Below are 13460 nucleotides of genomic sequence, written 5' to 3'. Positions count from 1 at the left end.
CGGCATGACCGGTGCACAGCCCATCGGAGAATTTGATGATCGTCGTGCGCCGTTTCTATGGCCGTTTTTCGCTTGTGTCGCTGGCCGTGCTGGCGGCCTGTTCGATCCCGGTCAAGCCACCCCCGCCCACCCCGCCGCCGCCGGTGGTGGACACCATCATGCCGCGCCCGCCCATGGGCGCGGTGGAGGATATGAGCATCCCGGATATCGAGGATGGCAAATATCTGACCCCCAATCGCAAGGTGACCTCCAACACTGCGCTGTGGCATGTCCGCATGGCGCTCAACGTGGCGGCCTTGTCCTGCCGCAGCGCGGCTGACTTGCCACGGCTGCAATATAACCGGCTGCTCCATGTCCACGGACCCATATTGACCCAGGCCAATGAAGCGGTCGATCGCAACTACAACGTCGCTTATGGCAGCGCCGGGTTCGGCGCGCGCGAACGGCTCAACACCACCGTCTATAATTTCTTCTCGCTGCCCCCAGTCACCAAAAGCTTCTGCCCGGTCGCCGAAACGGTGGGTGCAAAGCTGCTGGCCATGCCGTCCAGCGCCCTGCTGGATTATGCCCCGACCGCGCTAGCGGAACTCGAAAAGCCGTTTCAGGACTTTTACGCCGCCTATGCCGATTATCTGCGGCGGCTGGCTGAATGGCAGTCGCGCTTTGGCGGGACGGTGACAGTATGGGCTTCCCCAACGCCGCTGCCACCGCCGCCCGTTCCGCCCGGCGAAGCACCGCGAGCGGGCTTTGCCCCCGGCGTGACCAGCGCGATCCAGCAAAATCTGCCGCCACCCCCCGATGCGGCTCAGGCCGCCCGTCCGCCCGCCGTCGCGCCGACCCTGCCCGCCGCGCCGGGGCCAAAGCTGATGGTCCAGCCATTGCCCACGACCGCCGAATAGGGCGGCTCGTCCAGCCAATGGCGGGCCACCATTGCGCATCGGCGGGGGCGGCGGCATCATCCTTGGCGAGTCGCTCAGCGGCTCTGCCCGCCATGCCAGCGCATGGCGGTGCCAAGGAGGAGAGAGACGATGGCCTATATGGACGGTTTCGTGATCCCGGTGCCCAAGGGCAACAAGCAGGCCTATATCGATATCGCGGCGAAAATGGCCCCGATCTTCATCGAATATGGCGCGACCCGCGTGGTCGAATGTTGGGGGGACGATATCAAGCCGGGCAAGGTCAACGACTTCCGCACCGCCGTGATCGCCGAAGAGGCTGAAGAGGTCGTCTTTTCCTGGATCGAATGGCCCGACAAGGAAACCCGCGACGCAGGGTCCGCCAAGATGATGGCCGACGAGCGGATGAAGCCGGAGGAGGGGCAGGACATGCCGTTCAGCGGCGCGCGCCTCATCTATGGCGGCTTTGCCGTGCTGGTCGACGAAAAGGCCTGAACCACTAAGGCAGGAGAGAGGCGATGACCGACCGCAACGGGCAATTTTTCTGGGTCGAGCTGATGACCAGCGATCCGCAGGCGGCGCTCGCCTTCTACACCGATGTCGTGGGCTGGGACACGATGCCGTTCGGCGAGGATGGCGGCTATACGCTGGTCGTCGGCAGCGCCGGGCCGCTCGGCGGGGTGATGGCGATCCCGGATGAGGCGAAAGAGTGCGGCATGACCCCCTGGTGGGGCGGCTATATCGCCTCGGCCGATGTCGATGCCGACGCCGCGCGGCTGGTCGCGGCGGGAGGCAGCATCAAGCGCCCGGCGGAGGATATAGACGGCGTCGGTCGCTTCGCGGTCATGGGCGATCCGGGCGGCGCTACCTTCATGCTGCTCAAAGGCTCCAGCCCCGACGGCATGGAAGCCCCGCCGCCCATGGCGATGGGCCATGTCGGCTGGCATGAGCTGTATAGCGGCAATTTCGATGCCGATATGGCCTTCTACACCGGCCAGTTCGGCTGGACCAAGGGTGAGGCCATGGATATGGGCGACATGGGCATCTACCAGCTCGTCTCGCAGACCGGCGGCAGCGATTTTCCCAGCATGTCGGGCGGCATCATGCCGATCCCCAAGGAAATGCCCGCGCCGCTCTGGCTCTTCTACTTCGTCGTTGGGGACATTGACGCAGCCGCGGCGCGCGTGACCGCAGGCGGCGGCTCCATCCTCCACGGCCCGTCCGAAGTGCCGGGCGGCAGCTGGATCGTCCAGGCGCTCGATCCACAAGGCGCGATGTTCGCGCTGGTCGGCACCCGCGCCGATACAGGAGAAGCCGCATGACCATCATCGCTCCCTGCCTCTGGTTCGACGGGCAGGCGGAGGAGGCGGCGCATTTCTATGTCTCCGTCTTTGGCGGGTCGGTCGATCATATCAGTTACTATCCGCAGGAAAATCTCTCCCCTTCGCCAGCGGCCGGCGGCAGCGTCCTGTTGGTCGAGTTTACGCTGTTCGGGCAAAGCTATCAGGGACTGAACGGCGGCCCGCAATTCCCCTTCACCGAAGCCGTCTCGCTGTCGGTCGCGTGCAAGGATCAGGCGGAACTGGACCTTTATTACGACGCGCTGACCGCAGACGGCGGATCACCCGCGCCCTGCGGCTGGCTCAAGGACAAATATGGCCTGTCCTGGCAACTGGTGACGCAAGGGATACTCGCCAATTACCATAGCGGCGACCAGGCCGGGATCGACCGCATGATCAAGGTGATGATGACGATGGAGAAGCTCGACGTCGCTGCCATGCAGGCGGCTTTCGATGGCGAAGCGGCATGAGCGAGGGCGCACATGACCTGTCCGTCACCTGCACCATCGCCGCCCCGCGCGCGACATGCTGGCGCGTGTGGACCGACCGCAAGGAAGACTGGTTCTGCCCCAAACCCTGGCGCGCGGAAGTGATCGAGGAAGATTTGCGCCCCGGCGGCCGCAGCGCGGTGCAGATGTTCGGCCCCGATGGCGAGGAAACCGGCCCGATGGAGGGCGTCTTTCTGGAGGTCGTGCCGCTTGAACGGATCGTCACCACCGACGCCTATGCCGCAGGCTGGGTGCCACAAACCCCCTTCATGACCGCCATCTGGACATTCGCCCAAGAGGGCGACGCCACCCGCTTCACCGCCACCGCCCGTCACTGGGACGCAGAATCCAAGGCCCGGCATCTGGAGATGGGCTTCCACCCCGGCTGGGACCAAATGATGGCGCAGTATAAGGCGCTGTGCGAGGCGGAGGCGGGCTAGTCAGAAGCAACTTTCCCTTCTCCCCTGGGGGGAGAAGGATATGAAGCCTTGGCGGCTTGCCGCCTAGGCGAAGTTGGATGACGGGGGGGACGCTGATGTGGCGCTCAACCCAGATCCCGTTACACCCTCATTCCTCCCATCAACCTTCCCACACCACTCTGTCCCATAGCGGGGCAGAGCGGCGTTAACCCCGTTCCCGCCTTGGTCGCAGCGCGGCGCGCGCCTATCCTTGCCGCCATGCGTATTCTGTCCACCAGCCTCCTCGTCTCCATCGCCATCGCCTCGACCGCGCTGGCACAGGGCAATCCCGCCCCCTTCACCGTCGCCGAATCGGGCCGCGCCTTTGGCTCGCTGGCCGACGCGCTGGGCGCGATCGGAGACGGGCGCGGAACGGTGGTGGTCGCGCCCGGCACCTATCATCAATGCGCCGTGCAGCAGGGCGGCGACGTCACCATTCGCGCCGCAACGCCTGGCACGGTGATTTTCGACGGCGTGCCGTGCGAGGGCAAGGGCGCGTTAGTGCTGCGCGGGCGGGCGAGCGCGGTGGATGGCATCATCTTCCAGAATATCCGCGTCCCCGACGGCAATGGCGCGGGCATTCGCCTGGAAAGCGGCACCCTCACCGTCCGCAACAGCCTGTTCCGCAATAGCGAGGAAGGCATATTGACCGGCGATTATGATGGCGGGCAGGTCAGCATCGACAAATCAACCTTCCGCCATCTGGGCCGCTGCGACCGCGATCTTGATTGCGCCCATGGCATCTATATTGGCCGACTGGCGGCGCTCACCGTCACCAACAGCCGCTTTGACCTCGGCGATGGCGGCCATTATCTCAAAAGCCGCACCGCCCGCGTCACCATCACCGGCAACAGCTTCGACGACAGCGGCGGCAAGCTGACCAATTATATGATCGACCTGTCCAACGGCGCGAGCGGCATCATCAGCGGCAACGAGATGGTGCAGGGCAAGGACAAGGACAACTGGTCCGCCTTCATCACCATCGCCCCCGAAGGCCGCGAACATTCGAGCGCAGGCCTAGTGATCGAGGGCAACAAGGCCGGTTTCGTGCCGGGGCTGGAGCGCAATTCCACCTTCGTCGCCAACTTCACCGACGATGCGGTGCGGATCGGCGCGAACGACCTCGCGCCAAGCATGAAGGTGAAGGACCGGCGCTGACTCGTCCGCGACGCTGTGCTAGGCGGTTATCATGCGAACCACCTATGACAGCGCCACCGTCCGCCTCTATTATCTGGGCGACGATGGCGGCGCGACGACCCTGATGTACGGCCCCTTGAGCGAAGCGCTGCGCGTGGCCGAGCAGCAGACGCAGGAAACCCAGGACGGCCTCTATCTGGCGACGGACAATGATGTGGTGGCCTATCTCGACCTGATCGAGAGCTAACCGTCAGCAAAGCCGAAGGGCGCGCGTGTCCGGCGAAAATCGTCGGGCAGCATCTCCCGCCCGATCGGCGGCGCGGACCGGGCGAGGCACTGGGGCCGGTGGCAAAGGCGGCAGGTGACCCCAATGGGGGTCGGCTCCGGCGTCGGCTGGCCCTGCGTATAGATCAGCCGATGGGCGTGATCGGCGGCGCAACAGAGCGCAATCGCCCGCTCCACCCTGGGTGCCCCCCAGCCGCCACCGCCCGCCGTCACAGTGCGCGCGATCGAGAAGAAACGCTGGCCATCGGGTAGCTCCAGCCATTGGGTGACGACCTCCCGTGGTGTCTCGAACACCCGATGCACCGACCAGAGCGGGCAGGAGCCGCCATGACGGGCAAAGGGGAAGCCCGCCCCGTCGAGCCGCTTGGACACGTTGCCCGCCGGATCGACGCGCAGGAAGAAGAAGGGCACCCGTTCCTGCCCCGGTTTCTGCAATGTCGTCAGCCGATGCGCAGTCTGCTCGAAACTGGTGCCGAACTGCCGCGCCAGCGCCTCGACATCATAACGCCGCGTCTCCACCGCCTTGGCGAAAGCGGTATAGGGCATCAATATCGCCGCGGCCCCATAGCTTGCCAGCGCCCGCCGGGCGAGGCGGCGCCCGCTTTCCCCCGCAAACTGGCCGTCCTTCAGGATCGCATCGAAACTCTTGCGCATCTCCAGATAGGCGATCTGGAGCGCCAGCTGGAATTGCGAACTGGCCGTATCGAGCGTGTCGTCGAGCAGCACCGCATCCCGATGCCGGTCATAGCGGCGCAGCGACCCGGCCATGACATCGGAGGGCAGGCGGCGGACGCGCAGATTATGGCGTGCGCGCAGCCAGCCGGTCAGCCCGCCCTCTGCCTCCGCCTCCGCCGCCAGCTTCTCCGCGGCATCGTCCAGCAGCGGAAAGCTGTTACGGCGGGCAGCCAGAAAGCGGCGCGATTCTGCGACCGGATCGGGCGCATCGTCGTGTGTCACGCCCTGATCGGCGAGCGCCAGATGCTCCTCCCGATAGCTGGTGTAGAGCCGTAGCAGCGCTTCGGTAATGCCCGGATAATTGACTGCAACGTCCCCGGTGGCGAGTGCGGGCAGGTCCAGATCGGCAAACATCGGGTCTTTGAGCACGGCGTGCAGCCGGGCGGTCTGTTCGGTGCCGCCATCGCCCGCCACCTCCGCCATGTCGAGCTTGTAGGTGCGCGCCAGCCGGAGCAGCATGTCGGCCGTCAGCGGCCGCTGGTTGCGTTCGAGCAGCGCGACATAGGAGGCTGAAATGTCGAGGTCGGCGGCCATATCGGCTTGCGTCAGGCCAAGGTCACGGCGCAACCGCCGCAACCGTGGCCCCATATAAACCGGACTATCCTTGCGCATCGGGCCGACTCCTGTGCATTCTTTACAACTTTACAGCATAAATTTGTAAAGATCGACAACTGAACTTCAGGAGGACTGCCGCACTGCAACAGGAGGGATTAGGCGGGCCGCAACAGCTCACTTCCCACGCAAGGACCGGCCATGACCTACCAGGACACTATCGCGAAGGCGCAGCAACTCATCGGCAGCCATCCCGGCACCTGGGACGGCATCAACGCCGAATCCGTCGCCCGCATGAAGCTGCAAAACCGCTTCAACACCGGTCTCGACATCGCCAAATACACCGCTGGCATCATGCGCCGCGACATGGCCGCCTATGATCTCGACCCGGCCAATTACACCCAGTCGCTGGGTTGCTGGCACGGCTTCATCGGTCAGCAGAAGATGATCGCGATCAAAAAGCATTTCGGCACGACCAAGCAGAAGTATCTCTACCTGTCCGGCTGGATGGTCGCCGCGCTCCGCTCCGACTTCGGCCCGCTGCCCGACCAGTCGATGCACGAAAAGACCAGCGTTCCCGCGCTGATCGAGGAACTCTACACCTTCCTCAAGCAGGCGGACGCCCGCGAACTCGGCCTGCTGTTCCGCGATCTCGACAAGGCGCGCGAGACCGGCAACGCGGTCGAGGCCCAGCGCCTGACCCACGCGATCGACAATTATGAAACCCATGTCGTCCCCATCATCGCGGACATCGACGCGGGCTTCGGCAATGCCGAGGCGACCTATCTGCTCGCCAGGAAGATGATCGAGGCGGGCGCCTGCGCGCTCCAGATCGAAAATCAGGTCAGCGACGAAAAGCAGTGCGGGCATCAGGATGGCAAGGTCACCGTGCCGCATGAGGATTTCCTCGCGAAGGTCCGTGCCTGCCGCTACGCCTTCCTCGAACTGGGCGTTGACGACGGCATCATCGTCACCCGCACCGACTCGCTGGGCGCGGGCCTCACCAAGCAGATCGCGGTCAGCAAGGAACCGGGCGACATTGGCGACCAGTATAACAGCTTCCTCGATTGCGAGGAGATCGACCCCGCGACGGCGAAGAATGGCGATGTCATCCTGAACCGCGACGGCAAGCTGCTGCGCCCCAAGCGCCTGCCCAGCAACCTGTTCCAGTTCCGCGAAGGCACCGGCGCGGACCGCTGCGTCCTCGACTGCATCACCTCGCTGCAAAATGGCGCGGACCTGCTGTGGATCGAGACGGAAAAGCCGCATATCGAGCAGATCGCGTCGATGGTCGACCGTATCCGTGAGGTCATCCCCAACGCCAAGCTGGTCTATAACAACTCGCCCAGCTTCAACTGGACGCTGAATTTCCGCCAGCAGGTCTATGACGCATGGGTCGAGGCAGGCAAGGATGTCAGCGCCTATGACCGCGCGCGCCTGATGAGCGTCGATTATGACGACACCGATCTGGGCCGGGAAGCAGACGACAAGATCCGCACTTTCCAGAAGGATGCAGCGGCGCGGGCGGGGATTTTCCATCACCTCATCACCCTGCCGACCTATCACACGGCGGCGCTCAGCACCGACAATCTGGCCAAGACCTATTTCGGCGCAGAAGGGATGCTGGGCTATGTCGAGGGCGTCCAGCGCAAGGAAATCCGTCAAGGCATCGCCTGCGTGAAGCACCAGAATATGAGCGGCAGCGATATCGGCGACGATCACAAGGATTATTTCGCCGGTGAAGCCGCGCTCAAGGCCGGTGGCGCCCACAATACGATGAATCAGTTCGCAGCCTAAAGGCTGCTCAAGAGCCAGTTCGCGGGACGTGCAGATGTCCCGCGATTTGGGTGGAAGGACTTGACGACCCGGCGGCGCACCGCCGGGTCGTTTTTTTGTCGATTTTAGAAGGTGTTGGTGTTCCCGCGCAGGCGGGAACCTCGTCCCGCCGTCTGAACTGGATTCCCGCCTTCGCGGGAACACGCTGCATTCAATCGCTTCTTAGCGTCAAACAATCCCCGCCCGCTGTCGCACCGTCTGCTTCAATATGTCGAGCGGCATTGCGCCCAATGTCAGCACGTCATGAAACGCCTTGATGTCGAACTCTGCGCCCTGCTTCTTCTTCACCTCCGCGCGCAGGTCGTTCCACACGGTATGACCGATCTTGTAGCTGCACGCCTGTCCCGGCCAGACGGTATAGCGGTCGATCTCGCCCTGGCTGCGCCCGCGCGCGATGCCGGTGGTGGCGATCAGATAGTCGGTCGCCTTTTCCCGGCTCCAGCGTTTGACGTGCATACCGGAGTCCACGACCAGCCGCGTCGCGCGGAACAGCAGCGACTGGAGATAACCGACCTGCCCCAGAGGATCGCCGTCGAACATGCCCATTTCGTCCGCCAGCTGCTCGGAATAGAGCGCCCAGCCTTCGCTATAGCCACTATAGCCGCCGCGCCGCCGGATCATCGGAATGGCGTCCGATTCCAAAGCGACCGACACTTGCAGATGATGACCCGGCACCGCCTCATGATGGGTCAGTGTTGCAAGGCCAAATTTGGGCCGGTCGAACGTGTCGCGCAGGTTGATATAATAGATGGCCGGTCGCGATCCATCGAGCGAGGCATTCTGATAATAGCCGCCCGGCGCGCCCGCCTGGATCGTCACGGGCACGCGGCGGACCTCGACCGGGGCCTTGGGCACGGTATTGAACGCTTCGCCCAGCCGCTTCTGCATAGCGATGATCTGGACATTGAGTTGCGCCAGCAGCGCCTCGCGACCCGGATCGGTGTTCGGGAAAAGCTGGTCCGGGCGCTGGTTGAGCGCGACAAGGCGGTCGCCCACGCTCCCTTGGCTCATCCCTTCGCCCTTCAGGATCGTGTCGATCCGCGCACTGATCTCCGCCACCTGATCCAGCCCGATCTGATGGATTTCATCGCCGGTCAGCGCGGTGGTGGTCGCCGCTTCGGCAGCGGCCGCGTAAAAGGCTTCGCCGTCCGGCAGACGCCACACGCCCGCGTCATGCGTCGCCTTGGCCCTCAACTGCTGAACCAGCGCGCGCTGGCGATCGAGCGCAGGGAATATCCTGTCCGTGACGATCCTTTCGGCCTGCGCCGCACGTTCGGGCGGCAGGCCAGCAGCGGCAAGCTTCCTGGCGAAGGACGCGACAAGCACCGTCTGCGCGGCGGCCTGATCGCGCAGCGACGCCTGCATCTTGAGCGTCGTGTCGAGAATATAGTCGGGCGCAAATACGCCCTTGGCCGCGTCGGCCTTCTGCCTCGCCAATTCGCCGTCCATCGACGCAGGGAAGGCTTCGAGCCGGGCGAGATAGGCGTCGGCGTCAGCCGCGTCCTTCACCCGATGCTGCGAATCGAGGAAATCGGGCGTCTCGCGATAGCTGCCGGTCAGCTGGCTCAGCACATAGGGCGCGTAACGGCCCGCCGTTTCGCCATAGCCAAAGCGTTCGCCGCCGATCGACCGATCAAGCTGATAGCTGACCACGTCATAATCGAGCTTCGATGCGTTGCTCAGTGCCTTGCGGTCGATGCTGGCCAGCTGCTGTGCCTGCGCCTTGCTGCGGGCGAGGTCACGCGCGACCCCGGCGGCGGACGTGTCGCTCAGCTTGCCGCGCAACGCGGCGCGCTCGCCCGTGTCGAGGCCAAGTCGGGTGGCCTGTTCGGGCGAATCCGCCAGCCGTTCGTAGAAAAAGCCGTCGAGCATGGCGCGCAACCGGGCATCGGCGGCCGCGGGCTGGGCAAAGGCGGGGGTGGCAGCAGCGGTCAGCGCGGTCGCGCCGCTGGTGGCGAGAAATTGGCGTCGATTCACGACAGGGGACTCCGTCTGTTCAGGCGTGGGGCGATAGGGGTGTAACGCCCATGATGCCCCCTTGTGCCGCCCTTCCAGGAGCTTGGCTAGGGATAAGCCAGCCTTATGTTTCGCATTGCCGGTTGCGGCTATACCGGCATTTATCGATACGATAATGCCGCGACCAGCCTGCATCAGGGAGACACGCCCATGACCTACACCCTCATCACCGCGAACCGCAATTATAGCAGCTGGTCGCTGCGCCCCTGGGTGCTGATGACCGCATTGGGCATCCCGTTCGTCGACCGGATCGAACCCTTCACGCAGGCGACCAACTATGCCGCCTTCCGCAGCTTTTCGCCGACCGGACAGGTGCCTGCCCTGATAGACGGGGAACGGACCATCTGGGATTCGCTGGGTATCACCCTCTATCTGGGCGATCGTCATCCCACCGTCTGGCCGACCAATGAAGCCGCGCGCGCCTGGGCGCAATGCGCGGCGGCGGAAATGCACAGCGGCTTTTCCACACTGCGCAACGATTGCACCATGAATGTCGGGGTGCGTGTCGAGCCGCATCTGCACTCGCCCGCGCTGAACAGGGACATTGCGCGCCTCGCCGAGCTTTGGGCCGAAGGGCTGACTTGCTTTGGCGGGCCGTTCCTTGCCGGATCGGCCTTCACCGCCGTCGATGCTTTCTACGCGCCGGTCGCGTTCCGGGTGCGGACCTATGGTCTGGATGTCGGCCCGGCGGGGCAGGCATGGGTCGACCATATGCTCGCGCACCCCGCGATGCAGGCATGGGAAGCTGCCGCTCTGGCCGAGACATGGCGCGAGGACAGCCACGAGGCCGAAATCGGTGCAGCAGGACGGATCATCGCGGATTATCGGGCGGTGTAACATTGTTGCCCGCCATATGGACAAAAGAACAGTTTTCTGCCCGCTTCCCCCTTTTCCCCTGACCATTCCGGGTCTAGGGGGAAACCACTATGGTTAAGCTCCGCACCCTCTATGAGAAGATCTGGGACGCGCATGTCGTCGAGCGCCGCCCGGATGGCACCTGCCTGATCTATATTGATCGCCACCTCGTCCATGAAGTGACGTCGCCACAGGCGTTTGAGGGGCTTCGTCTCGCAGGCCGAAAAGTGCGCCGCCCGGACCTGACGCTGGCGGTGCCGGATCATAATCTGCCCACGACGCCACGTCGCGACGCCGACGGCCATCGCATCCCGATCGCCGACCCGGAAAGCGCGCAGCAATTGGCCGCGCTGGAACGGAACGCGCCGGAATTTGGCGTGCGCCTGATCGGCGACGCAGATGTGGAGCAGGGCATCGTCCATGTCGTCGGACCCGAACAGGGCTTCACCCTGCCGGGTACGACCCTGGTATGCGGCGACAGCCATACCAGTTCGCATGGCGCGCTGGGCGCGCTGGCCTTCGGCATCGGCACGTCCGAAGTCGAGCATGTGCTGGCGACCCAGACCCTGCTGCTCAAGCAATCGAAAACGATGGAAGTCGTGGTCGAAGGCAAGCTGGGTTTCGGCGTGACGCCCAAGGATGTCGCGCTGGCGATTTGCGGGCATATCGGCACGGCGGGCGGCACCGGTTATGTCATGGAATATCGCGGCTCTGTGTTCCGCGACATGTCGATCGAAGGTCGCCTGACCGTCGCCAACATGTCGATCGAGGCGGGCGCGCGGTCGGGTCTGTTCGCGCCCGACGAAACGACCTTCGCCTATCTGAAGGACCGCCCGATGGCGCCAAAGGGTGCCGACTGGGACGCAGCCGTCGCCTGGTGGCGCACGCTGGTCACCGACGAGGGCGCGCAGTTCGACAAGACGGTGGTGATCGACGCCGCCGACATCGTGCCGACCGTCACCTGGGGCACCAGTCCCGAAGATGTCGTCGCGGTGACCGGCGTGGTGCCGGACCCGGAAAGTTTCGAGGATGCGTCCAAGCGGGCGGCGGCGCAAAAGTCGCTCGACTATATGGGGCTGACCGCCGGGCAGAAACTGGCCGATGTGGCGATCGAACATATTTTCATCGGCAGCTGCACCAACAGCCGGATCGAGGATCTGCGCGCCGCTGCTGCGCTGCTCGATGGACGGCACATCGCCAGCGGCATCAAGCACGCCATGGTCGTTCCCGGCTCTGGCCTGGTCAAGCGGCAGGCCGAAGCCGAAGGGCTGGACCGGATCTTCACCGACGCTGGCTTTGAATGGCGCGAGCCGGGCTGTTCCGCCTGCCTTGGCATGAACCCGGACAAGGTGCCTGCGGGCGAACGCTGCGCATCGACCAGCAACCGCAATTTCATGGGCCGTCAGGGACCGGGCGCGCGCACCCATCTGGTGTCGCCCGCGATGGCAGCGGCAGCGGCGATCACCGGGCGGCTGACCGACGTGCGCGAACTGCTGAAAAAAGAAGAGGGGATAGCACAGTGAAAAAGATTTTCTGGCTGCTGACGCTGGGCGCGCTGGCGAGCGCGGCCATGGCCGCGACGCTGGGCCGGGCCGAGGATGTTCCCGCCAAGGAAGCAAAGCAGGCGCGCTGATGGACAAGCTGACCACGGTCGAGGGCAAGGCCTATCCGTTCGGGATGAAGAATGTCGACACCGACATCATCATCCCGTCGCACTGGCTCAAGACGATTTCGCGCAACGGCATGGGCAGGGGCGCGTTTGAAGTGCTGCGCAAGGAGCCGGGCAACGTCTTTGACGATCCGGCCTATGCGGACAGCCCGATCCTGATCGCGGGCGACAATTTCGGCTGCGGCTCCAGCCGCGAACATGCCGCCTGGGCGCTGGGCGATCTGGGCATCCGGGTCGTGATCGCGCCGAGCTTTTCCGACATCTTCTCCAGCAATGCGTTCAAGAATGGCATATTGACCGTCGTATTGCCGCAGGAGGCGATCGACCGGCTGATGGAGGTGGCGCAGACCGACCAAATCCATGTCGATCTGGAACAGCAGACCGTCACGACCCAGTTTCAGGATCGTTTCAGCTTCGAAATCGACCCGTTCCGCAAACATTGCCTGCTGGGCGGTCTGGACGAGATCGGCCTGACGCTGGGCGATGCCGACGGCATCGGCGTCTATGAAGCAAAAGTGGCGCAGGATCGCCCCTGGATGATCCCCGCCGTTGCGTAAACGCACGCTTCTTCCTATCTCTTATCGCACTATCGGGCTTTGGACAGGGCATTTGGCATGACGACTTTCGACGATCGCGAACGGGCCTTTGAAAATATGTTCGCCCATGATCAGGAAATGCAGTTCCGCATCCAGGCGCGCCGCAACCGGCTGCTGGGCGAATGGGCCGCGGTGAAGATGGGACTGACGCCGGAAGAAACCGATTCCTATGCCAAGGCGGTGGTCCAGGCCGATTTCGAGGAAGCGGGCGATGAAGATGTCATCCGCAAGCTGGTCGGCGACATGACCTCGGCGGGCATCGACATCGACGAGCCGGGCGTGCGCGCCGCGCTCGAAGAACAGGCGGTGATCGCTCGCCGCATGTTCATCGAAGCGCAGTAAGGCCGCCTGCGATGCCGATGGCCGCCGATGATATTGCCGACATGATTCGCGCCGCGATCCCCGACGCCGATGTCGAAATTACCGATCTGGCGGGCGACGGCGATCATTATGCCGCGCGGGTGGTGGCGGAAAGTTTCCGCGGAATGAGCCGGGTGGCCCAGCAACGCGCCGTCTATGCCGCGCTCGGCGGGCGGATGGGGGGCGTGCTGCACGCCTTGCAACTGACCACCGCGGTTCCCAACTAACGCGCATCAC

The 13460-nt window shown here is 64.2% G+C and carries 15 protein-coding genes; 13 read left to right on the top strand and 2 right to left on the bottom strand.

Translation table 11 applies throughout. The annotated features are described in order from the left end of the window. Positions 1 to 35 precede the first annotated feature (35 nt). The 7 genes from D0Z70_RS06875 (at position 36) to D0Z70_RS06845 (ending at position 4566) form a co-directional block, all read left to right on the top strand. A complete protein-coding gene (locus D0Z70_RS06875) occupies positions 36 to 899 on the top strand; it encodes a hypothetical protein (protein WP_119744734.1) in 864 nt (287 codons plus the stop codon). Positions 900 to 1028: 129 nt separating this feature from the next. Then, positions 1029 to 1391, top strand: coding sequence for a DUF1428 domain-containing protein (locus tag D0Z70_RS06870; protein ID WP_119744732.1), 363 nt, complete (start codon positions 1029 to 1031; stop codon positions 1389 to 1391). Between the two features lie 23 nt (positions 1392 to 1414). Beyond that, entirely contained in the window at positions 1415 to 2218 is an 804-nt protein-coding gene (locus D0Z70_RS06865; RefSeq protein ID WP_119744730.1) for a VOC family protein, read from the top strand. Continuing rightward, a complete protein-coding gene (locus D0Z70_RS06860) occupies positions 2215 to 2706 on the top strand; it encodes a VOC family protein (protein ID WP_119744728.1) in 492 nt (163 codons plus the stop codon). The genes D0Z70_RS06865 and D0Z70_RS06860 overlap by 4 nt, the downstream gene beginning before the upstream one ends. Beyond that, complete coding sequence (locus D0Z70_RS06855) at positions 2703 to 3164, top strand: SRPBCC domain-containing protein (protein ID WP_119744726.1); 462 nt, start codon at positions 2703 to 2705, stop codon at positions 3162 to 3164. The genes D0Z70_RS06860 and D0Z70_RS06855 overlap by 4 nt, the downstream gene beginning before the upstream one ends. A gap of 237 nt (positions 3165 to 3401) precedes the next feature. Continuing rightward, positions 3402 to 4340: a right-handed parallel beta-helix repeat-containing protein gene (locus D0Z70_RS06850; RefSeq protein ID WP_119744724.1), complete on the top strand. Its 939-nt coding sequence runs from the start codon at positions 3402 to 3404 to the stop codon at positions 4338 to 4340. 31 nt (positions 4341 to 4371) lie between these two features. Then, positions 4372 to 4566 (top strand): hypothetical protein, encoded by a 195-nt coding sequence (locus D0Z70_RS06845; protein WP_119744722.1) that lies wholly within the window; start codon positions 4372 to 4374, stop codon positions 4564 to 4566. Here D0Z70_RS06845 and D0Z70_RS06840 read toward each other — a convergent pair. Next, entirely contained in the window at positions 4563 to 5951 is a 1389-nt protein-coding gene (locus tag D0Z70_RS06840; protein ID WP_119744720.1) for a helix-turn-helix domain-containing protein, read from the bottom strand. The two genes, D0Z70_RS06845 and D0Z70_RS06840, sit on opposite strands and share 4 nt — an antisense overlap. Positions 5952 to 6092: 141 nt before the next feature. Between D0Z70_RS06840 and D0Z70_RS06835 the strand changes: the two genes are divergently transcribed. Then, positions 6093 to 7688, top strand: a complete 1596-nt coding sequence (locus tag D0Z70_RS06835; protein WP_119744718.1) for an isocitrate lyase — start codon at positions 6093 to 6095, stop codon at positions 7686 to 7688. A 207-nt stretch (positions 7689 to 7895) separates the two neighbouring features. On the opposite strand, the gene D0Z70_RS06830 is transcribed toward D0Z70_RS06835, so the two are convergent. Next, positions 7896 to 9704, bottom strand: coding sequence for a DUF885 domain-containing protein (locus tag D0Z70_RS06830; protein WP_119744716.1), 1809 nt, complete (start codon positions 9702 to 9704; stop codon positions 7896 to 7898). Positions 9705 to 9893: 189 nt separating this feature from the next. Between D0Z70_RS06830 and D0Z70_RS06825 the strand changes: the two genes are divergently transcribed. The 5 genes from D0Z70_RS06825 (at position 9894) to D0Z70_RS06805 (ending at position 13450) form a co-directional block, all read left to right on the top strand. Continuing rightward, entirely contained in the window at positions 9894 to 10580 is a 687-nt protein-coding gene (locus D0Z70_RS06825; protein ID WP_119745175.1) for a glutathione S-transferase family protein, read from the top strand. An 89-nt stretch (positions 10581 to 10669) separates the two neighbouring features. Beyond that, on the top strand, positions 10670 to 12121 hold the full coding sequence (leuC, locus tag D0Z70_RS06820; RefSeq protein ID WP_119744714.1) for a 3-isopropylmalate dehydratase large subunit: 1452 nt from the start codon (positions 10670 to 10672) through the stop codon (positions 12119 to 12121). A gap of 109 nt (positions 12122 to 12230) precedes the next feature. Next, a complete protein-coding gene (gene leuD, locus D0Z70_RS06815; protein ID WP_119744712.1) occupies positions 12231 to 12824 on the top strand; it encodes a 3-isopropylmalate dehydratase small subunit in 594 nt (197 codons plus the stop codon). A gap of 57 nt (positions 12825 to 12881) precedes the next feature. Continuing rightward, on the top strand, positions 12882 to 13205 hold the full coding sequence (locus tag D0Z70_RS06810) for a DUF1476 domain-containing protein (RefSeq protein WP_119744710.1): 324 nt from the start codon (positions 12882 to 12884) through the stop codon (positions 13203 to 13205). 11 nt (positions 13206 to 13216) lie between these two features. Further along, positions 13217 to 13450 carry a BolA/IbaG family iron-sulfur metabolism protein gene (locus tag D0Z70_RS06805; RefSeq protein WP_006965900.1) on the top strand — a complete coding sequence of 78 codons (234 nt, stop codon included), beginning with the start codon at positions 13217 to 13219 and terminating at the stop codon, positions 13448 to 13450. The last annotated feature ends 10 nt before the right edge of the window (positions 13451 to 13460 follow it).

The sequence above is a fragment of the Sphingobium terrigena genome (assembly GCF_003591655.1).
Lineage (GTDB): Bacteria > Pseudomonadota > Alphaproteobacteria > Sphingomonadales > Sphingomonadaceae > Sphingobium > Sphingobium terrigena.
The sequence above is the reverse complement of the archived record's forward strand: the minus strand, read 5'-3'. Positions and strand labels throughout refer to the sequence as shown.